Here is an 18025-nt window from a genome sequence, read left to right on the forward strand (position 1 = left end):
AGGAGAATAATACGTACATTAATTCACGCTGTAGTTCATCACTACGCCGCTCAGGCCGGAGAGCTGATTCAGCTCCCCAAGCGACCCCTTCAGCTTATCTTTTGATGCATCCGGGCCCACGAGAATACGGGTGATTTTACCCTGTACCGGCGTCGAAGGCGAAGTGTAAACGCGATACCCCGCGCCACGGAGTTTGGCCACCACTTCATTGACCTTATCGGCATTTTTCAACGCACCAAGCTGCACAACGTAGGCTTTACCGGTCGGGGCCGGCTTCTCTTCTGCAGCCGGTTTAGCCGGCGGGGTTTCCGTAGCCGCCGCCAGCTGCTGGCTGGTGTTGTCGCGCTGCGGTTTCGGCTGCGGTTTCTCAACCGGTTTCGGTTTTTGCACCGGTTTCGGCGCATACTGCTCGACCGGGGCTGGATCCAGCTCGTTGTTATTTCCGGCCGCCAGACGCGACGGATCTAAAGATGGCGCCGCAGCATCGCCAGCCCGCACCTCTTCAGCCGCCCCTTCAGGCGGTTGAGCAGGTAATGCCTGGGTCGCAGCCGGCAGCATGTCCGGCTCATCCCGGTCGCCGGGTTTAGGCACCAGCGGGATCGCCGCAAACTCATCCTGGTAATGCTTTTTCTGTCCATCAAGCAGCCCGGGGAGAATAATCACCCCCAGCGCCACCAGCACAATGGTGCCTGCTAAACGGTTCTGAAACTTACTTGCCACCGGTTCTCCCCGCATCCATTACGTCCATGACATGTGCCACCGTGTGGAAAGATCCACACACCAGCACGGTATCTTCTGGTCTGGCGTCCGCCATCGCCTCGCGCCATGCCTGCTCCACGCTGGCAAAGGTCTGGCCCTGGCCGAGGTGTTCCATCAGCTGTTCAGCCGTTGCCCCGCGCGGGCCTTCCAGAGGTGCACAATACCAGCTATCGACCACAGTCTCCATGCAGGCCAGCGTGCCGCCGATATCTTTATCATGAAGCATACCGATTACCGCCAGCACGCGCCCGGTTTTTGGCAATGATTTGAGACGTCCGGCGAGGTAAGCCGCGGCATGGGGGTTATGCGCCACATCCAGAATCAGACGCGGCGATTCGCTGACAATCTGGAAACGCCCGGCAAGGATCGCCTGCTGAATGCCGTCACGAATGGCCTGCTCGTCTACGGCCAGACCACTGGCGCGCAGGGCGGCCAGCGCCGTCGCCGCGTTCGGCTGCGGCACCTGCGGCAGCGGCAGGTTGTCCAGCGCGCCTTTGGCATCTTCAAAGCGCCAGCCGCTCTGGGTCACGCTGTAGCGCCAGTCGACATCGCGACGCTGCAACAGCGCCCCTTTCTCCTGCGCCACGTCAGCGATGGTGTGCGGCATCTCCGGCTCACCGACAATCGCCGGTTTACCCGCGCGGAAAATACCGGCTTTTTCACGGCCGATGCTTTCGCGATCGGGCCCCAGCCAGTCGGTATGATCCAGCGCGATGCTGGTCACCACGGCGACATCCGGATCCACAATGTTGGTGGCGTCCAGACGCCCGCCTAAGCCGACTTCAAGGATCACCACGTCCAGCTGCGCCTGCTTGAACAACCACAGCGCCGACAGGGTGCCATATTCGAAATAGGTCAGCGAAATGTCGCCGCGCGCGGCTTCGATCTCTGCGAACGAGGCAGTATGTGCTGATTCGGCTAACTCTGCGTTCTGCACCCGCACGCGCTCGGTGTAGCGCACCAGATGCGGCGAGCTGTAGACACCCACCTTGTAGCCCGCCGCCATCAGCATGGACTCCAGCGTGCGGCAGGTGGTGCCTTTGCCGTTAGTACCCGCCACGGTGAAGACAAAGGGGGCCGGTTTCAGAACGTCAAGGCGCGCCGCGACCTGGCTGACGCGCTCAAGTCCCATGTCGATGGCTTTACTGTGCAGGCTTTCCAGATAAGAAAGCCACGCGGCCAGAGGCGACGTGGCTTGGGGAAGAGTGATATTTTCCATGTTGCGCGCTTTTCAGTTACGGTTAGAAAGCAAAAGGGCAGCGCCATTGGCCCTGCCCTTTTCAGTTATCAGGCCTCGGGTTCCTGATCCGGTACTACCACGCCTTCGCGCGGTTCATCCGGGCTCGGCGACGGCAGGTTCATCAGCTTCGCCAGGATGCTTGCCAGCTTCAGGCGCATCTCCGGACGGCGAACGATCATGTCGATAGCGCCTTTCTCAATAAGGAACTCACTGCGCTGGAAGCCCGGCGGCAGTTTCTCACGTACCGTTTGTTCGATAACGCGCGGGCCGGCAAAGCCGATCAGCGCTTTCGGTTCAGCGATGTTCAGATCGCCCAGCATCGCGAAGCTCGCCGATACGCCGCCCATGGTCGGGTCGGTCAGTACGGAGATGTACGGCAGACCGCGCTCCTGCATTTTCGCCAGCGCTGCGGAGGTTTTTGCCATCTGCATCAGCGACATCAGCGCTTCCTGCATACGGGCACCGCCGGAGGCAGAGAAGCAGATCAGCGGACAGTTGTCTTCCAGCGCCTGCTCAACCGCACGCACGAAGCGCGCGCCAACCACGGAACCCATTGAGCCGCCCATAAAGGAGAACTCAAATGCCGCTGCGACAACCGGCATCTCGTGCAGGGTGCCTTTCATCACCACCAGAGCGTCTTTCTCGCCGGTCTCTTTCTGCGCAGAGGCCAGACGGTCTTTGTATTTCTTGGAGTCGCGGAACTTCAGCACATCTTTCGGCTCAAGCTCGCTGCCCAGTTCAACCAGAGAACCTTCATCCAGCAGGCTATGCAGGCGGTTACGCGCCGACATACGCATGTGGTGATCGCACTTAGGACAAACTTCCAGATTACGCTCCAGCTCGGCGCGGTACAGAACCTGGCCACAGCTGTCACATTTGGTCCATACCCCTTCAGGAATACTCGCTTTGCGGGTTGGGGTGATATTGCTTTTAATTCGTTCAATCCAGCTCATTGATAACCTTTCTGCCTGAACCAGGTTTGCTGTAAGGGGCGCATAATGCCATTTTTGCCCCCGACAGACCATGAATGTTGCACATTAAAACATAACAGCCCGAAACTTTGGATAAAAAAGTGGTCGAACCGCAGTCGTGCTTTTATTTTGCTTGTTTTGCCGCCGCGCGCCGGTGACGAATAATTTCGATCACGCCCGGCAGGATGGAGACCACAATAATCCCTACGATCAGTAGCTTGAGATTTTCCTGAATCATAGGAATGGTACCGAAGAAATATCCCGCGTAGGTAAAGCTGAGCACCCATAACAGCGCGCCCGTCACGTTATAGAGAGCGAAATGACGGTACGACATGTGTCCCATTCCCGCAACAAAGGGGGCAAAGGTTCTGACGATCGGCACGAAACGCGCGAGAATAATGGTTTTACCGCCGTGTTTATCATAAAACGCATGGGTTTTATCGAGATAGCTGCGACGGAAAATCTTCGAGTCCGGATTACTGAATAACCGCTCGCCAAACAGCCGCCCTATAGTGTAGTTCACCGCATCGCCAAGGATCGCGGCGATGAGCATCAGAACCACCATCAGGTGAACGTTGATGTCGTTGGTTTCCAGGGAGGCCAGCGCCCCCGCCACGAACAGCAGCGAATCGCCCGGTAAGAACGGGGTCACCACCAGTCCGGTTTCACAAAACAGGATCAGGAACAGAATGGCATACACCCAGACGCCATAATCAGCGACCAGCTCTGCCAGGTGAACATCAATATGCAGAATAAAATCAATCAGAAAGCGAATAAAATCCATATTGTCTAAACCTTTATTGCACGGCTATCAGTCCGCTAAAAACAGCGGGCCCATTGGCGGTTTCGGAAGGTCAAAACGATCCGGGTAATCGACCGAGACCAGATACAGCCCTTCCGCTTTCGCCGTTGCTGCTGCCAGGGTTCTGTCCTTTGCTGCCAGCAACTCTGCAATCCAGCTCTCCGGCTGGTGTCCGGCGCCCACTTCCATCAGGCTGCCAACAATATTCCGCACCATATGATGTACAAAGGCATTGGCCTTGATATCCACCACCACATACGCGCCATACCGGCTGACGGTAATGTGCATCACGTTGCGCCACGGGGTGCGCGACTGGCACTGCACCGCACGAAACGAGGTAAAGTCGTTTTCGCCAATCAGCGCCTGCGCTGCGCGATGCATGCGCCCGGCATCCAGCGGCTCGTAGAAATGCGTTACGCCCTGGCCTAACACCGCCGGCCGCAGACGCTGGTTATAGATGATGTAACGGTACCGGCGCGCGGTGGCACTGAAGCGGGCGTGAAAATCGTCCGGCACAGTTTTGACCCAACGCACTGCGATGTCACCAGGCAAATTCGCATTTACTCCCAGCGTCCAGGCCGCGTCTTTACGCACCGCGGTGGTTTCAAAATGAACCACCTGCCCCGTACCATGGACTCCGGCGTCGGTACGCCCCGCGCACAGGACATTTATGGGCTCATTCGCCACCTGAGAGAGCGCTTTCTCCAGTTTCTCCTGGACGCTGCGCACCTCGTTCTGACGCTGCCAGCCATAATATTTACTGCCATCGTACTCAATCCCGAGAGCAATTTTATGGACCGGCTTTTGTTCCACTTCTGACATCAGTACAGATACTCCTGCACCAGTTTCTCGGCAATTTTCACCGCCATCAGCGCACCGCCGAAACGAACGTTGTCGGCCACCGACCAGAACTGGATCTGCTCCGGCATGCCGTAATCGTTGCGAACGCAGCCGATGGAGAGGCGGGCGTTGCCCGTTGCGTCGCCCACCTGGGTCGGAAACTCGCTCTCTTCGGACAGTTCGATGTCCTCACCGCGGGCAAAGGCGTCGCGCGCCTCTTCCGCCGCCAGCGGGCGCATCGCTTCGAAGCTCACCATCTGGGCATGGCCGTAAAACACCGGCGACTGCACGCAGTTGGCGGAGATCATCAGCCCTTCATCCTGTAGGATCTTGCGTACCTGATCGACGATACGGCGCTCTTCACGAACGCTGCCTTCGCGATCCGGCAATAGTGGCAGCATGTTGAAGGCCAGCTGACGACCAAAGAAGTCCTCTTCGTCTACCGGAATACCGTTCAGCAACTTCGCGCTCTGTCCGGCCAGCGCATCCACCGCTTTTTTACCGTGAGCGGAGGCCGACAGCAGGCTGGTGACGGTGATACGGGATAAGCCGCCATCATCGATCAGCGGTTTCAGGGCGGTCAGCAGCTGGCTGGTCAGGCTGTCAGGGACGGCGATAACGTTACGGTTGCGGTAGTCGGCCAGCACGAACGGGTTGACGTCCGGCACCACCAGCGGCACGTCCGGCTCAAGAGCGAACAGGCCGCTGGAATCAATCACCAGACAGCCCGCATTGGTGGCGTCTTCAATATAGGTTGCGGAAGCTTCAGCACCGGCGACGAAAAAGGCCAGCTGCGCCTGGGTCCAGTCAAATTCAGCCGCATCCTGAACGCGAACCGATTTGCCCTCATAACGCAGATGCTCACCTGCGCTCTCATTACGCGCCAGGGCAAAGATCTCCCCCACCGGGAACTGACGCTCGGCAAGGGTTTCGAGCAGGGCTTCGCCCACGGCGCCCGTTGCGCCCAGTATGGCAATGTTCCAGCCTTCAGACATGGTGGTTTACTCCAGAAATAAAAAAGCGTCCCCGGCGGGTTATCCGCCAGGGAGCATTAAGAAGACATTAACGAACCGGATGATGAGTGGCGTTGAAACCCAGCTTATGCAACAGTGATGCCGCCGCTGCGTCATCACACATCACATACAGGGAAGACCATTCGCGGCGCTCCACATAGTGCTTGCGCAGCTTGTCGAACTCACCCGGCATACCCGCTACTTTTCGCAGCAGCGCGTCATCGCGGCGCACATCATACACTAAATGCACCAGCCTTTTCAGCGTTGCCTGATCCAGCGGGCCATGCAGGGTAATGCGGCCAAATTCTGGCGTCGGCAGCAGGGTATCCAGCGCCACCTGCTGCGATTTGCCAATAAAGGCGCTGTAAGCCTCAAACACCTGGGTGGTGCCGCGCGCTTTGCCTTCCAGGGTGTAGCCGGCGATGTGCGCGGTGCCAATATCCACTTTATTCAGCAGGGCCACGTTGAGATCCGGCTCCGGCTCCCAGACGTCCAGCACCACGCTGAGATCCTGACCAGCGTCCAGACGCTTCAGCAGCGCGGCGTTGTCCACCACCGGGCCACGACAGGCGTTGATCAGGATAGTGCCCGGCTTCAGGCGGCTCATCAGCGCCTCATCGGCCAAATGCAGGGATTTATACGGCCCGTCTTTAAACAGCGGAGTATGGAAGGTGAGGACGTCACATTCCGCCACCAGCTCGTCCAGGCTGCGGAAATCGCCCTCATCACCACGATCGGCACGCGGGGGATCGCACAGCAGCGTGCGGATACCTAACGCCTCGAGGCGCTTTTGCAGGCGACTGCCGACGTTACCCACTCCGACAATACCGACAGTGCGATCGGCCAGGCTAAACCCGTCACGCTCGGCCAGCATCAGCAGGGAAGAGAAAACATACTCCACGACGGCGATGGCGTTACAGCCCGGCGCGGCGGAAAAACCGATCCCCGCCTGCTTCAGCCACGCGTCATCCACATGATCGGTTCCCGCGGTTGCCGTACCGACAAACTTCACCGCTTTACCAGACAACAGCGCCTCATTCACTTTGGTCACTGAGCGCACCATCAGCGCGTCGGCATCATCCAGCTCAGCGAGCGGGATCGGGCGTCCGGGAACGGCCTTAACCTCACCCAGGCGGCTGAACAGCTCGCGGGCGTAAGGCATATTTTCATCAACGAGGATTTTCACGTCTGAGTACCTGTTTGAGAGGAAGTTAACCGGTCAAGTGTGCCATAATCTGGCCGCCAGGCATATACGTAACCTGGTTTACGCAGAGTAACGACCTTAAGGATTTTTTGACGATGCAGCCCATTTCAGGTACGCCGCCGCAACCTCCGGGTGACGGCCCGCGTCCGTCTCATGTCGCAGGCGAACAGCCCCTCTCCACACAGCAGCGCACCGTACTGGAACGCCTGATCACCCGGCTGATTGCCCTGACGTCGCAGCAAAATGCGGAAGTGTGGGCTGGGGTCAAACACGATCTGGGCCTGAAGGGCGATGCGCCCATGCTGTCGCGTCACTTCCCTGCTGCAGAGCAAAACCTGAACCAGCGCCTGAATACCGCGCAGCAAAACCACACCACCCGGCAGATGGTCTCGCAGCTGACGGAGCTGTTAAGCCAGGGGAATAACCGTCAGGCGACCAGCGATTTTATTCGTCAGCAGTACGGTCAGACGGCACTTAGCCAACTGACGCCCGAGCAGCTTAAGACGGTGCTGACGCTGCTGCAAAATAACCAGCTCGCCATTCCGCAGCCGCAACAGCGTCCGGCCACTGAGCGCCCGCTGCTGCCTGCTGAACACAATACGCTCAAGCAGATGGTGACCAAGCTGGCCGCCGCCACGGGTGAGCCGACCAAACTGATCTGGCAGTCGATGCTGGAGTTGTCCGGCGTAAAAGCGGGAGAGTTGATCCCGGCCAGACAGTTTACCCATCTTGCCACCTGGCTGCAGGCACGCCAGACCCTGAGCAGCCAGAGCGCGCCAACCCTGCACACCCTGCAGGCAGCGCTGAAACAGCCGCTGGAGCCGCAGGAGTGGGACAGCATTCAGGATTATGCCCACCAGAACTGGCAGGCGACGCCGCAGACGGTGCTGACCACCGCGCAGGTTCAGGATCTGCTTAATGCGATCTTTACCCGCCGCACCGAGCGTGAAGCTGGCGTAATTGAAGTGCGCAATATCCAGCCGATCTACAGCCCGCTGTTTGCCCCGGTGGTGGAAACCTTCAGAACGCTCTCTGCCCGTCCGGGACTGATGTTAATTGCGTTAATCATTGCGCTGGCGATTTTCTGGTTGGTCGTCTGATATTTTGCCCGGTAGCGCTACGCTTACCGGGCCTACAAAAAGACAACCTGTAGGCCGGGTAAGGCGTAGCCGCCACCCGGCAACAAACCGCTAAGATTTACGAAACGCCACCAGCGTCACCACTATTCCCACCACCGCAGAAACCGCCCCTGCCAGGAAGACCGATGGATAACCAAATGACGTCGCTAACAGGCCTGCCAGCGGCGCGGTGACCCCGTATGAGATATCCTGAAACGCGGCATAACCGCCCAGCGCCGTGCCGCGTACCTGCGGGGCAACGCGTTTAACGACCTCGACACCGAGTGCCGGGAAGATCAGCGAACAGCCGCAGCCGGTCAGGGCTGCGCCCAGCAGCGCCACCGGCGCGTTTGGGGCCTGCCAGAGCAGCACAAGGCCAAGGGTTTCAATCACCAGCGAGGCCACCGCCACCTTTACGCCACCATAACGATCCGGCATCCAGCCGAACAGCACCCGCATCAGAACAAACGCGCCGCCAAAGGCGGTAAGCGTAAACCCTGCCATCGCCCAGCCGCGGCTCATAAAGTAGAGCGAGACGAAGGTACCAATCACCGCAAAGCCGACACCCTGCAGGGCAAGGCCCAGACCCGGTTGCCAGATTTGCCCCACAACGCTCCACAGGGAAGGTCGTTCGCCTTTATGGGCCGGAACTTTACGCACCGTGCCGTTAAACGCCCATGCCAGCAGCGGCAGAGCCATGGTGGTGGCGGCCAGTGCCGCAAAGCCAAACTGGCTGTTAATCAACAGACCCAGCGGTGCGCCAGCGGCCAGCGCCCCATAGATGGCCATCCCGTTCCAGGACATCACTTTGCCGGAACGTGCGGGCCCTACCAGCCCCATCCCCCAGGTCAGAGTGCCGGTCAGCAGCTGACTTTCACCAAAACCAAGAATTAAGCGTCCCACCACCAGCAGCGCGAATTTCCAGGCAGCATCCACCGGCAGCAGCGCGGCCAGTAGCCATGCGCCGCCCGCCAGCCCGCAGGCAAACATGCCCTGCAGCGCCGAGCGTTTGGCACCATGCTGATCCGCCAGCCGTCCGGCGTAGCCGCGGGTTAACACCGTAGCTAAGAACTGAATACCCACGGCGATACCCACCATGGTATTGCCATAGCCCAGCTCCTGGTGAACAAACAGCGGGATCACCGGCAGCGGCAGGCCAACGGTCATATAGGTCAGGAATACCGCAAAGGCGATACGAAACAGCGAGACGTTTCCGGAGGAGGCGTTTTTATCTGATGTAACGTCCGTCATGCATAACTCCATGTTCAGGCATAAAAAAAGGGAGCCACAGGCTCCCTCTTACTATACATCAAACGCTTATGCTTTCAGCTTACGCATGACCAGCGTGGCGTTGGTGCCGCCGAAACCGAAGCTGTTGGACATCACGGTATTCAGCTCGCGCTCGGTTGTCGCGGTAACGATGTTCAGGCCAGCAGCCTGCTCGTCCAGCTCTTCCACGTTGATGCTTGGGGCGATGAAGCCGTGTTCCAGCATCAGCAGGGAGTAGATAGCTTCCTGCACGCCAGCCGCACCCAGAGAGTGACCGGTCATGGCTTTGGTCGCGGAGATGGCCGGGCTGTTGTCGCCAAACACTTCGCGGATAGCACCCAGCTCTTTCACGTCGCCTACCGGAGTAGAGGTGCCGTGGGAGTTCAGGTAGTCGATTGGGGTATCCAGGCCGTGCATCGCCATCTTCATGCAGCGCACTGCGCCTTCACCGGATGGAGCAACCATGTCTGCACCGTCGGAGGTTGCGCCGTAGCCCACGATCTCAGCATAGATGTGCGCGCCACGGGCCAGAGCGTGTTCCAGCTCTTCAACCACAACCATACCGCCACCGCCGGCGATAACGAAGCCGTCGCGGCTTGCATCGTAAGTACGGGAGGCTTTTTCTGGCGTTTCGTTATATTTGGTGGACAGTGCGCCCATCGCGTCGAACTCACAGGCCATTTCCCAGCCCAGCTCTTCGCCGCCGCCAGCAAACACGATGTCCTGTTTGCCCAGCTGGATCTGCTCTACCGCGTTACCGATACAGTGTGCGGAGGTGGCACATGCGGAGCTGATGGAGTAGTTTACGCCGTGAATTTTGAACGGGGTGGCGAGGCAGGCGGATACCGCTGAGCCCATCGCTTTGGTCACCACGTATGGACCCACCGCTTTCAGGCCGCGCGGGCTACGCATAGCGTCAGCACCGAAGACCTGCGCTTTTGACGAACCGCCGGAGCCAGCAATCAGACCCACGCGTGGGTTGTTCTGATAAACGTCTTCGCTCAGGCCAGCATCAGCAATGGCTTCCTGCATGGAGAGGTAAGCGTAGATAGAGGCATCGTTCATGAAACGGACCACTTTGCGATCGATCATGCCCGTGGTGTCCAGTTTGACATTACCCCAGACGTGGCTGCGCATGCCAGAATCTTTAAACTCTTCAGAGAAGGTGATCCCGGAGCGTCCTTCACGCAGAGATGCCAGGACTTCCTGCTGGTTATTACCGATGCTGGAAACGATGCCCAAGCCAGTAATCACTGCACGTTTCATTCAATACCTCTGTAAGTCGCACTATTTTAAGTTTCGAGTCGCACAATAGCGTACACTTGTACGCCGAACAAGTCCGATCAGCCAATTTCTGCGGAAATTTGCACCAACAGACGCACATCGTTAAGATCGCGGCACAGCCTGTCAGACGAGTAACTTACGTGAAACAAAACGCCATACAACCTGCCAACCTCGAATTCAACGCTGAGGGTACACCTGTTTCCCGAGATTATGATGATGTCTACTTCTCTAATGATAACGGACTGGAAGAGACACGTTATGTTTTCCTCGATGGAAATCAGCTGAACGCCCGTTTTCCGGTGCATCCCCGCGATCTGTTCGTGGTGGCGGAGAGCGGTTTTGGCACCGGCCTGAACTTTCTTACCCTCTGGCAGGCGTTCGATCGCTTCCGTGCGGCTCACCCTGACGCTACGCTGCAAAGGTTACATTTCATCAGTTTTGAGAAATTCCCGCTGGCCGCCGCCGACCTGCGTCTGGCGCATCAGCACTGGCCGGAATTAGCACCCTGGGCAGAGCAGCTCCAGGCCCAGTGGCCATTGCCCATCGCGGGCTGCCATCGCCTGCTGCTGGACGACGGGCGCGTCACCCTCGATATCTGGCTGGGTGATATCAACGAACTCACTGACAAACTGGATGATTCCCTCAACCAGCAGGTTGATGCCTGGTTCCTCGACGGCTTCGCTCCCGCTAAAAACCCGGACATGTGGAGCCCGGAGCTGTTTGCCGCGATGGCCCGCCTGGCGCGGCCCGGGGCTACGCTTGCTACCTTCACCTGCGCCGGATTTGTCCGCCGCGGCCTGCAGGAAGCCGGCTTCACGATGAAAAAAACCAAAGGCTTTGGCCGCAAGCGGGAAATGCTCGTCGGGGTGATGGAGCAGGATCTCCCCTCCCCTGCCCGCACGCCGTGGTTTGCCCGCACCGCCAGTGACGGGCGAGAAACCGCCGTGGTGGGCGGCGGGATCGCCAGCGCCCTGCTGTCGCTGGCGCTGCTGCGCCGCGGCTGGCAGGTGACGCTCTACTGCGCCGACCTGGCTCCGGCGACGGGTGCCTCCGGCAATCGCCAGGGTGCGCTCTACCCTCTGCTAAGCGCGCACGATGCGGCGCTCAGCCAGTTTTTCCCGACGGCATTTACCTTTGCCCGTCGTCTGTACGATGCCCTGCCGGTCGCGTTTGATCATGCCTGGTGCGGCGTCACCCAGCTTGGCTGGGACGAGAAGAGTCAGCAGAAAATCAACCAGATGCTTGCGCTGGGCCTGCCCGAGCAGATCGCCGTTGCGGTCAACGCCCAACAGGTGGAAGAGAGTATCGGGGTGCCGACCGGCTGCGGCGGGATCCAGTATCCGCTCGGCGGCTGGCTGTGTCCGGCGCAGCTTACCGCGGCGGTGATTGCCGAGGCGCAAACGCTCGGTCTGCAGGTGCAGTACGGTCGCAAGGTGACGTCGCTTGAGCAGACCGACGCGCGCTGGACGCTGCACTTCGCCGGGGGCGAGCACGTGCAACACGGCAGCGTGGTGCTGGCCAACGGACATGGCATCAGCCAGTTCAGCCAGACCGAACAGCTGCCGGTTTATCCGGTGGGCGGTCAGGTGAGCCATATCCCGGCCGCCCCGCAGCTGAGCCAGCTGCGTCAGGTACTCTGCTACGACGGGTATCTGACGCCGCAAAATCCGACCAACGGCCACCACTGTATCGGTGCGAGCTATCACCGTGGACAGACGGAGCCGCAGTACAGCGACGAGGATCAGCAGCATAACCGCCAGCGGTTGATCGACTGTTTACCCCAGGCGACATGGGCACAAGAGGTAGACGTCAGCGCTGGAGAGGCGCGCAACGGTATTCGCTGCGCCACCCGCGATCACCTGCCGATGACCGGGGCGGTGCCGGACTATGACGCCACCCTGGCGGCGTATCAGGATTTAGCCCACAACAAGGACCAGGCAGTGAATGCCCCGGAATTCCGCAATCTGTTTATGCTGGGCGGACTGGGTTCACGCGGGCTCTGTACGGCGCCGCTGACGGCGGAAATACTCGCCGCGCAGATGAGCCACGAGCCGATCCCGCTGGATGCGCATACGCTGGCGGCGCTGAATCCGAACCGGTTATGGGTGAGGAAGTTGTTGAAAGGGAAGATGGTGAAAGCGTAGGCCCGGTATGCGTAGCGCCACCGGGCGTCTGGCAGAGGAGCCGTTTTCACGCCGGGCGGCGCATGCGCTTGCCCGGCCTACAGGCGCTAACTTATGACGTCAGGCTGGCTTTCTGAAACAAGGTTTCCCACATCCCCAGCACCAGCGACTGGTCGCGCGGAGAGAGCTCGCCTGCCAGAATGGCTTTTTCCAGGCTGCGGGACACTTCAGCGTGCACCGCCTGTGGTGAATGGTCATCACCGGCTTCCAGCTCGGCAACGGCCAGCGTCAGGTGTCCACGTAGATAACCGCTGGCGAACAGCTCATCGTCACTGGCATGTTCTACCATGTCATCAATTAACGCCAGAATGCGTGATTCAAACTCTGCGATCATCTTCTTTCCTCTATTAAAGATCTTCCGGCCACGGGAAGCATTCCGCCGTGATCTCCGGCGTGTGGTAATAATTCTGTAAAGCCTTGATCAAGCGCGCCGGACGTTCCGGGATGCCGTTCTCAAGATAGTCCATCACCTGCGCGTGAACGCGGCGCTGGAAGACAATACGGTCTGGCTCGAAGTCCCCTTCGAGGTTGTCACAGCTGACGTTGAACGGAAATCCTGCCGCCACGCAGAACAGCCACTCCAGCGCCTGGGGTTTCACTTCCACATCTTCAAACTGCCCCTGGGTCGCTGCGTCTCGCCCGTCCGGGCAGTACCAGTAGCCAAAGTCCACCAGCTCGCGACGCGCTTTTCCGGCAATACACCAGTGCGATATTTCATGCAAACCGCTGGCATAAAATCCGTGTGCGAAAACGATCCGGTTGAACGGAAGCTCAGCATCTGCAGGAAGATAGATCGGTTCGTCGTCGCCTTTAATCAGACGGGTATTAAAATCATCGGCAAAACAGCCGTCGAAAATCGCGATCAGCTGTTCATATTTATGCGTACTGTTCATTAGTTCATCCCCAACCAGTGGAGGATCTCCTGTCCGTGGCTGTCATAAAGAAGTTTGGCGCTCATGACGGCCGAGACAATGACAATCATCGGACGGATGAGCTGTTGCCCTTTGCTTAACACCAGGCGCGATCCTACCCGTGCGCCCAGGAACTGGCCGGCCATCATCACAAAGCCGGTTGCCCAGATCACCTTCCCGCCGATGATAAACAGCAGCAGGCCGCCCAGGTTAGAGGTGGCGTTCAGCACCTTGGCGTGGGCGGTGGATTTGGCGAGGTTAAACCCGGCCAGCGTCACAAAGGCCAGGGCATAGAACGACCCGGCGCCGGGGCCGAAAAAGCCGTCATAGAAGCCGACGCAGCCGCCAGCGATCAGGGCAAACGGCAGTCCGTGCAGGCGGCGCTGACGGTCCTCTTCCCCGAGCCTGGGCATCAGCAAAAAGTAGAGACCAATACAGATCACAAGGATCGGCAAAATCTGGCGCAGTATGTCGGACTGCACGTGCTGAACCAGCAGCGCGCCGGAGGTCGACCCGATAAAGGTCATCAGAATATTGAGCTTCTGATCGGCCAGGCTCACCACCTTGCGGCGGATAAAGTAGATCGACGCCGATAACGAACCACCGCAGGCCTGTAACTTGTTGGTCGCCAGCGCCTGCGCCGGGCTCATCCCTGCCGCCAGCAGCGCCGGAACGGTCAGGAGCCCGCCGCCGCCGGCCAGAGCATCAATAAAACCGGCCAGCATGGCGATAAAAAACAGCGCCACCAGCAGCAGCGGCGACACCATAAACAACTCAGTAAATTGGTCCATCACAGGGCATGTTCATCCAGTAGCGCCTGGCAGGAAGGCGGCAACGGAGGCGGTGTCTTCTTCTCAGGCTTGGGTCCAGGTTTTGCTGGCTCAAACCAGCTTTGTAATTCCGCGCCGCAGCCATCCCCTGGCGGCGGTAACGGTTGATCTTCACACTCGAGGCTGTTCGCCGGACAGCGCAGGCGCACGTGCATATGCGCGCGATGCTGGAACCACGGTCGCACTTTGCGCAGCCAGTCGCGGTCGGTGCCGGCATCCTGGCAGAGCTGCTGCTTGATGGCCGGGTTGACGAAGATGCGCGTGACGTCGTTATCTTCCGCCGCCAGTTTGATCATGCTGGAGACATCCTGTGACCAGAGGGACGGCACGACGTTTTTACCGTCCCGCGCCACCAGATCCAGCGCCTGCGGTTTCATCAGCTGTGCTGAACTCCAGCGCGTTTTCGGCAGCTGGAGGAAGATATCGACATCCAGCCCGGTCTGATGGCTGGCGTGGCCGCCGTTGAAGCGACCGCCTGCTGGCATCCCCATATCGCCAATCAGCATCGTGCCCAGCCCCAGGTTATGCACCTGATTGCCCAGCCGCTGAATAAACAGCACCAGATCCGGATGGCCAAAATAGCGGCGCTGATCGGTACGCATCACCTGGTAGGTGCTGGACTGCTGCGGCAGCGCCTGGGCGCCGACGATGCAGCCATTGGAAAACGCACCAATCGACTGGGCGCTCCCCGCGACCGGATGAGTGATTTTCTGCCACGGCGTTGCCGCCAGCGAGGCCCCGCTGGCAAGCAGCGCCAGCAGAGCAATTGCGGTTTTTTTCATGGTTACCAGCGTGGAAGTGGGGTCGTCACATCCGCATTCTGCGCGCGCTGGCGCAGGAAGTGATCCATCAGCACGATTGCCAGCATCGCTTCTGCGATCGGCACCGCGCGGATCCCGACGCACGGATCGTGACGTCCTTTGGTGATCATCTCGACTTCCTCGCCCGCACGGTTAAGGGTGCGCCCCGGTACGGTAATGCTGGAGGTCGGTTTCAGCGCAATATGGGTGACAATCTGCTGCCCGCTGCTGATCCCGCCGAGCACGCCGCCCGCGTGGTTGCTCTGGAAGCCCTCTTTCGTAATCTCGTCGCGGTTCTGGCTGCCGCGCAGGGCCACAACGTCAAAACCGTCGCCAATCTCTACCCCTTTCACCGCGTTGATGCTCATCATTGCATGGGCGATGTCGGCGTCGAGGCGGTCAAAGACCGGCTCACCCCAGCCCGGCGGTACACCGTCAGCTACGACCGTGACTTTGGCGCCGATGGAGTCGCCCTCTTTCTTCAGGCCGCGCATCAGTTCGTCCAGCGCCTCCAGCTTTGACGCATCCGCGCAAAAGAACGGGTTCTGCTCGACCTGATCCCAGTCTGCGATCGCCAGCGGGATATCGCCCATCTGGGTCAGACAGCCGCGAATAGTGATGCCAAATTTCTGCGCCAGGTATTTTTTGGCGATAGCGCCTGCGGCAACGCGCATGGCAGTTTCACGGGCGGAGGAGCGTCCGCCGCCGCGATAGTCGCGAAAACCGTATTTTTGCTCGTAGGTGTAATCGGCATGGCCCGGACGGAACACGTCCTTGATGGCGCCGTAGTCCTGCGAACGCTGATCGGTATTCTCAATCAGCAGGCCAATGCTGGTGCCGGTGGTGCGTCCTTCAAAGACGCCTGACAGGATTTTGACTTGATCCGGCTCGCGGCGTTGGGTGGTGTAGCGCGATGTCCCTGGACGACGTCTGTCGAGATCGTGTTGTAAATCGGCTTCGGTCAGTTCGATGCCTGGCGGTACGCCATCAACGATGCAACCCAGCGCCAGACCATGCGACTCACCAAAGGTGGTCACGCGGAATAATTGTCCAATACTGTTTCCTGCCATCACGGCTCCGTTTTCGTTGTTCTGTGTTTGAGCTTTCTGTGTTTGCGCAATGTGAAACGGGCCGAAGCCCGTTGGATTAATCTTTGTAGATGCTGAAGTGTTCGCGCGCGGCGAGAAGCTGCGCTTTGGTCAGCATGAAGACGCCGTCGCCACCGTTGTCGAACTCGAGCCAGGTGAACGGCACATCCGGATATTGCTCCATCAGATGTACCATGCTGTTACCCACTTCACAAATCAGAATGCCGTTGTCGGTCAGATAATCCGGTGCACAGGCAAGGATGCGGCGGGTCAGCTTCAGGCCGTCGGAGCCGGACGCCAGACCCAGCTCAGGTTCGTGGCGATACTCGTTTGGCAGGTCGGACATATCTTCTGCGTCAACGTATGGCGGGTTGGTGACGATCAGGTCGTACTGCACTTTTGGCAGGTCACGGAACAGATCGGAACGAATCGGCGTCACGTGATGGATCATGCCGTGCTCTTCAATATTATGTTCCGCTACCGCCAGCGCATCAGGTGAGATGTCCACCGCGTCCACTTCCGCCTCCGGGAAGGAGTAGGCGCAGGCAATGGCGATGCAGCCGCTGCCGGTACACATATCCAGAATGTGCTCCGGCTGATGGTCAATCAGACCGGCGAAATGGTTGTTGATCAGCTCTCCGATCGGCGAGCGCGGCACCAGCACGCGTTCATCGACAAAGAACTCATGGCCGCAGAACCAGGCTTTATTGGTGAGGTAGGCCACCGGGATACGTTCGTTAACGCGGCGGATCACGCGCTCAACGATGCGGTGTTTCTCGCTGGAGGTCAGGCGCGCAGAGCGCATATCTTCAGGAATATCCAGCGGCAGATAGAGGGACGGCAGAACCAGCTGCACCGCCTCATCCCACGGGTTATCGGTACCGTGACCGTACCAGATATTGGCCGCGCTGAAACGGCTGACCGCCCAACGCAACATGTCCTGAATGGTTTGCAGCTCATTCACCGCTTCATCGACAAAAATTTTATCCACTATATTCTCCAGGGCATGCTCGCTAAATTTTCGGCGGCTAGTGTGCCACGAAGACGGCGATAAATCAGCACTGTCGCTAACGCCTTGCGGGTAAAAAATGCGTTTTGCCGCGCGGCGAGTCAGGTACACTGTGGGAAATAAGAGATGAGACGGACCCATGAAAAAGAAAACATCGCTGAGCGAGGAGGATCAAACGCTGTTTCGTCAGCTGATGACCGGCACGCGTAAAATCAAGCAGGACACCATCGTCCACCCTCCGTTACGCAAAAAAGTGAGTGAAGTTCCGGTAAAACGGCTGATCCAGGAACAGGCAGACGCCAGCCACTATTTTTCCGATGAGTTCCAGCCGCTGCTGAACACCGAGGGCGCGGTAAAGTATGTGCGATCGGACGTCAGCCATTTCGAGCTGAAAAAATTACGTCGTGGGGATTATTCGCCGGAACTGTTTCTCGATCTGCACGGCTTAACGCAGATGCAGGCCAAACAGGAGCTGGGCGCGCTGATTGCGGCCTGCCGCCGGGAACATGTCTTTTGCGCCTGCGTGATGCACGGCCACGGAAAGCATATCCTCAAGCAGCAAACCCCACTGTGGCTTGCCCAGCATCCGCACGTGATGGCTTTTCATCAGGCACCCAAAGAGTACGGCGGTGATGCCGCCTTGCTGGTGCTGATTGAAGTGGAAGAGTGGCAACCGCCTGAGCTGCCCTGACAGGCAGGCGGGT

General features: G+C 59.0%; 18 protein-coding genes. 3 read left to right on the top strand and 15 right to left on the bottom strand.

Annotation, left to right across the window (positions count from 1 at the left end; translation table 11 throughout):
• Positions 1 to 18 precede the first annotated feature (18 nt).
• From dedD to pdxB, 7 genes are all read right to left on the bottom strand, one after another.
• Positions 19 to 720, bottom strand: coding sequence for a cell division protein DedD (gene dedD, locus ACP4QI_RS15445; protein ID WP_142486571.1), 702 nt, complete (start codon positions 718 to 720; stop codon positions 19 to 21).
• Positions 710 to 1978 (bottom strand): bifunctional tetrahydrofolate synthase/dihydrofolate synthase, encoded by a 1269-nt coding sequence (folC, locus tag ACP4QI_RS15450; protein WP_285128151.1) that lies wholly within the window; start codon positions 1976 to 1978, stop codon positions 710 to 712. Before folC ends, dedD begins: the two co-directional genes overlap by 11 nt.
• A gap of 68 nt (positions 1979 to 2046) precedes the next feature.
• The gene (gene accD, locus ACP4QI_RS15455; protein ID WP_103825166.1) at positions 2047 to 2952 is read right to left on the bottom strand and encodes an acetyl-CoA carboxylase, carboxyltransferase subunit beta; all 906 of its coding nucleotides are present in this window, start codon (positions 2950 to 2952) and stop codon (positions 2047 to 2049) included.
• A gap of 142 nt (positions 2953 to 3094) precedes the next feature.
• The gene (locus ACP4QI_RS15460) at positions 3095 to 3754 is read right to left on the bottom strand and encodes a DedA family protein (RefSeq protein ID WP_285128152.1); all 660 of its coding nucleotides are present in this window, start codon (positions 3752 to 3754) and stop codon (positions 3095 to 3097) included.
• A 27-nt stretch (positions 3755 to 3781) separates the two neighbouring features.
• Positions 3782 to 4594, bottom strand: coding sequence for a tRNA pseudouridine(38-40) synthase TruA (gene truA, locus ACP4QI_RS15465; protein WP_285128153.1), 813 nt, complete (start codon positions 4592 to 4594; stop codon positions 3782 to 3784).
• Positions 4594 to 5607, bottom strand: coding sequence for an aspartate-semialdehyde dehydrogenase (locus tag ACP4QI_RS15470; RefSeq protein ID WP_156264296.1), 1014 nt, complete (start codon positions 5605 to 5607; stop codon positions 4594 to 4596). Before ACP4QI_RS15470 ends, truA begins: the two co-directional genes overlap by 1 nt.
• Before the next feature lie 67 nt (positions 5608 to 5674).
• Entirely contained in the window at positions 5675 to 6811 is a 1137-nt protein-coding gene (gene pdxB, locus ACP4QI_RS15475) for a 4-phosphoerythronate dehydrogenase PdxB (RefSeq protein WP_142486575.1), read from the bottom strand.
• 113 nt (positions 6812 to 6924) lie between these two features.
• Between pdxB and flk the strand changes: the two genes are divergently transcribed.
• Positions 6925 to 7929, top strand: coding sequence for a flagella biosynthesis regulator Flk (gene flk, locus ACP4QI_RS15480; RefSeq protein ID WP_142486576.1), 1005 nt, complete (start codon positions 6925 to 6927; stop codon positions 7927 to 7929).
• Positions 7930 to 8019: 90 nt separating this feature from the next.
• Here the strand turns inward: flk and ACP4QI_RS15485 are convergent, their stop codons facing one another.
• Both ACP4QI_RS15485 and fabB read right to left on the bottom strand, forming a co-directional pair.
• The gene (locus tag ACP4QI_RS15485; protein ID WP_285128155.1) at positions 8020 to 9198 is read right to left on the bottom strand and encodes an MFS transporter; all 1179 of its coding nucleotides are present in this window, start codon (positions 9196 to 9198) and stop codon (positions 8020 to 8022) included.
• 66 nt (positions 9199 to 9264) lie between these two features.
• A complete protein-coding gene (gene fabB / locus ACP4QI_RS15490; protein ID WP_142486578.1) occupies positions 9265 to 10482 on the bottom strand; it encodes a beta-ketoacyl-ACP synthase I in 1218 nt (405 codons plus the stop codon).
• A gap of 158 nt (positions 10483 to 10640) precedes the next feature.
• Between fabB and mnmC the strand changes: the two genes are divergently transcribed.
• Positions 10641 to 12644, top strand: a complete 2004-nt coding sequence (gene mnmC, locus ACP4QI_RS15495; RefSeq protein ID WP_426495203.1) for a bifunctional tRNA (5-methylaminomethyl-2-thiouridine)(34)-methyltransferase MnmD/FAD-dependent 5-carboxymethylaminomethyl-2-thiouridine(34) oxidoreductase MnmC — start codon at positions 10641 to 10643, stop codon at positions 12642 to 12644.
• Positions 12645 to 12735: 91 nt separating this feature from the next.
• Here the strand turns inward: mnmC and ACP4QI_RS15500 are convergent, their stop codons facing one another.
• The 6 genes from ACP4QI_RS15500 to prmB all read right to left on the bottom strand — a co-directional run bounded on the left by ACP4QI_RS15500 (position 12736) and on the right by prmB (position 17303).
• On the bottom strand, positions 12736 to 13017 hold the full coding sequence (locus tag ACP4QI_RS15500) for a YfcL family protein (protein ID WP_142486580.1): 282 nt from the start codon (positions 13015 to 13017) through the stop codon (positions 12736 to 12738).
• 13 nt (positions 13018 to 13030) lie between these two features.
• Entirely contained in the window at positions 13031 to 13576 is a 546-nt protein-coding gene (locus ACP4QI_RS15505) for an elongation factor P hydroxylase (RefSeq protein ID WP_142486581.1), read from the bottom strand.
• Positions 13576 to 14385 (bottom strand): sulfite exporter TauE/SafE family protein, encoded by an 810-nt coding sequence (locus ACP4QI_RS15510; RefSeq protein WP_156264299.1) that lies wholly within the window; start codon positions 14383 to 14385, stop codon positions 13576 to 13578. Before ACP4QI_RS15510 ends, ACP4QI_RS15505 begins: the two co-directional genes overlap by 1 nt.
• Positions 14385 to 15206 carry a penicillin-insensitive murein endopeptidase gene (mepA, locus tag ACP4QI_RS15515; RefSeq protein ID WP_142486583.1) on the bottom strand — a complete coding sequence of 274 codons (822 nt, stop codon included), beginning with the start codon at positions 15204 to 15206 and terminating at the stop codon, positions 14385 to 14387. Before mepA ends, ACP4QI_RS15510 begins: the two co-directional genes overlap by 1 nt.
• A 2-nt stretch (positions 15207 to 15208) precedes the next feature.
• A complete protein-coding gene (gene aroC, locus ACP4QI_RS15520; RefSeq protein ID WP_142486584.1) occupies positions 15209 to 16294 on the bottom strand; it encodes a chorismate synthase in 1086 nt (361 codons plus the stop codon).
• Positions 16295 to 16370: 76 nt separating this feature from the next.
• Positions 16371 to 17303: a 50S ribosomal protein L3 N(5)-glutamine methyltransferase gene (gene prmB, locus ACP4QI_RS15525; protein WP_285128157.1), complete on the bottom strand. Its 933-nt coding sequence runs from the start codon at positions 17301 to 17303 to the stop codon at positions 16371 to 16373.
• 157 nt (positions 17304 to 17460) lie between these two features.
• Here prmB and smrB point away from each other — a divergent pair, with 157 nt between their 5' ends.
• Positions 17461 to 18012 (top strand): endonuclease SmrB, encoded by a 552-nt coding sequence (gene smrB / locus ACP4QI_RS15530; protein ID WP_032612873.1) that lies wholly within the window; start codon positions 17461 to 17463, stop codon positions 18010 to 18012.
• Positions 18013 to 18025 lie beyond the last annotated feature (13 nt).

Source organism: Leclercia sp. TB492 (assembly GCF_049974505.2).
Taxonomy (GTDB): domain Bacteria; phylum Pseudomonadota; class Gammaproteobacteria; order Enterobacterales; family Enterobacteriaceae; genus Enterobacter; species Enterobacter adecarboxylatus_C.

Excerpts from the sequence above, each read along its gene's own strand:
- accD (WP_103825166.1), bottom strand. The coding sequence starts at position 2,952 with ATGAGCTGGATTGAACGAATTAAAAGCAATATCACCCCAACCCGCAAA.
- ACP4QI_RS15470 (WP_156264296.1), bottom strand. The coding sequence starts at position 5,607 with ATGTCTGAAGGCTGGAACATTGCCATACTGGGCGCAACGGGCGCCGTG.
- fabB (WP_142486578.1), bottom strand. The coding sequence starts at position 10,482 with ATGAAACGTGCAGTGATTACTGGCTTGGGCATCGTTTCCAGCATCGGT.
- smrB (WP_032612873.1), top strand. The coding sequence starts at position 17,461 with ATGAAAAAGAAAACATCGCTGAGCGAGGAGGATCAAACGCTGTTTCGT.
- ACP4QI_RS15505 (WP_142486581.1), bottom strand. The coding sequence starts at position 13,576 with ATGAACAGTACGCATAAATATGAACAGCTGATCGCGATTTTCGACGGC.
- truA (WP_285128153.1), bottom strand. The coding sequence starts at position 4,594 with ATGTCAGAAGTGGAACAAAAGCCGGTCCATAAAATTGCTCTCGGGATT.
- mepA (WP_142486583.1), bottom strand. The coding sequence starts at position 15,206 with ATGAAAAAAACCGCAATTGCTCTGCTGGCGCTGCTTGCCAGCGGGGCC.
- ACP4QI_RS15485 (WP_285128155.1), bottom strand. The coding sequence starts at position 9,198 with ATGACGGACGTTACATCAGATAAAAACGCCTCCTCCGGAAACGTCTCG.
- ACP4QI_RS15510 (WP_156264299.1), bottom strand. The coding sequence starts at position 14,385 with ATGGACCAATTTACTGAGTTGTTTATGGTGTCGCCGCTGCTGCTGGTG.
- ACP4QI_RS15500 (WP_142486580.1), bottom strand. The coding sequence starts at position 13,017 with ATGATCGCAGAGTTTGAATCACGCATTCTGGCGTTAATTGATGACATG.
- folC (WP_285128151.1), bottom strand. The coding sequence starts at position 1,978 with ATGGAAAATATCACTCTTCCCCAAGCCACGTCGCCTCTGGCCGCGTGG.
- flk (WP_142486576.1), top strand. The coding sequence starts at position 6,925 with ATGCAGCCCATTTCAGGTACGCCGCCGCAACCTCCGGGTGACGGCCCG.
- aroC (WP_142486584.1), bottom strand. The coding sequence starts at position 16,294 with ATGGCAGGAAACAGTATTGGACAATTATTCCGCGTGACCACCTTTGGT.
- ACP4QI_RS15460 (WP_285128152.1), bottom strand. The coding sequence starts at position 3,754 with ATGGATTTTATTCGCTTTCTGATTGATTTTATTCTGCATATTGATGTT.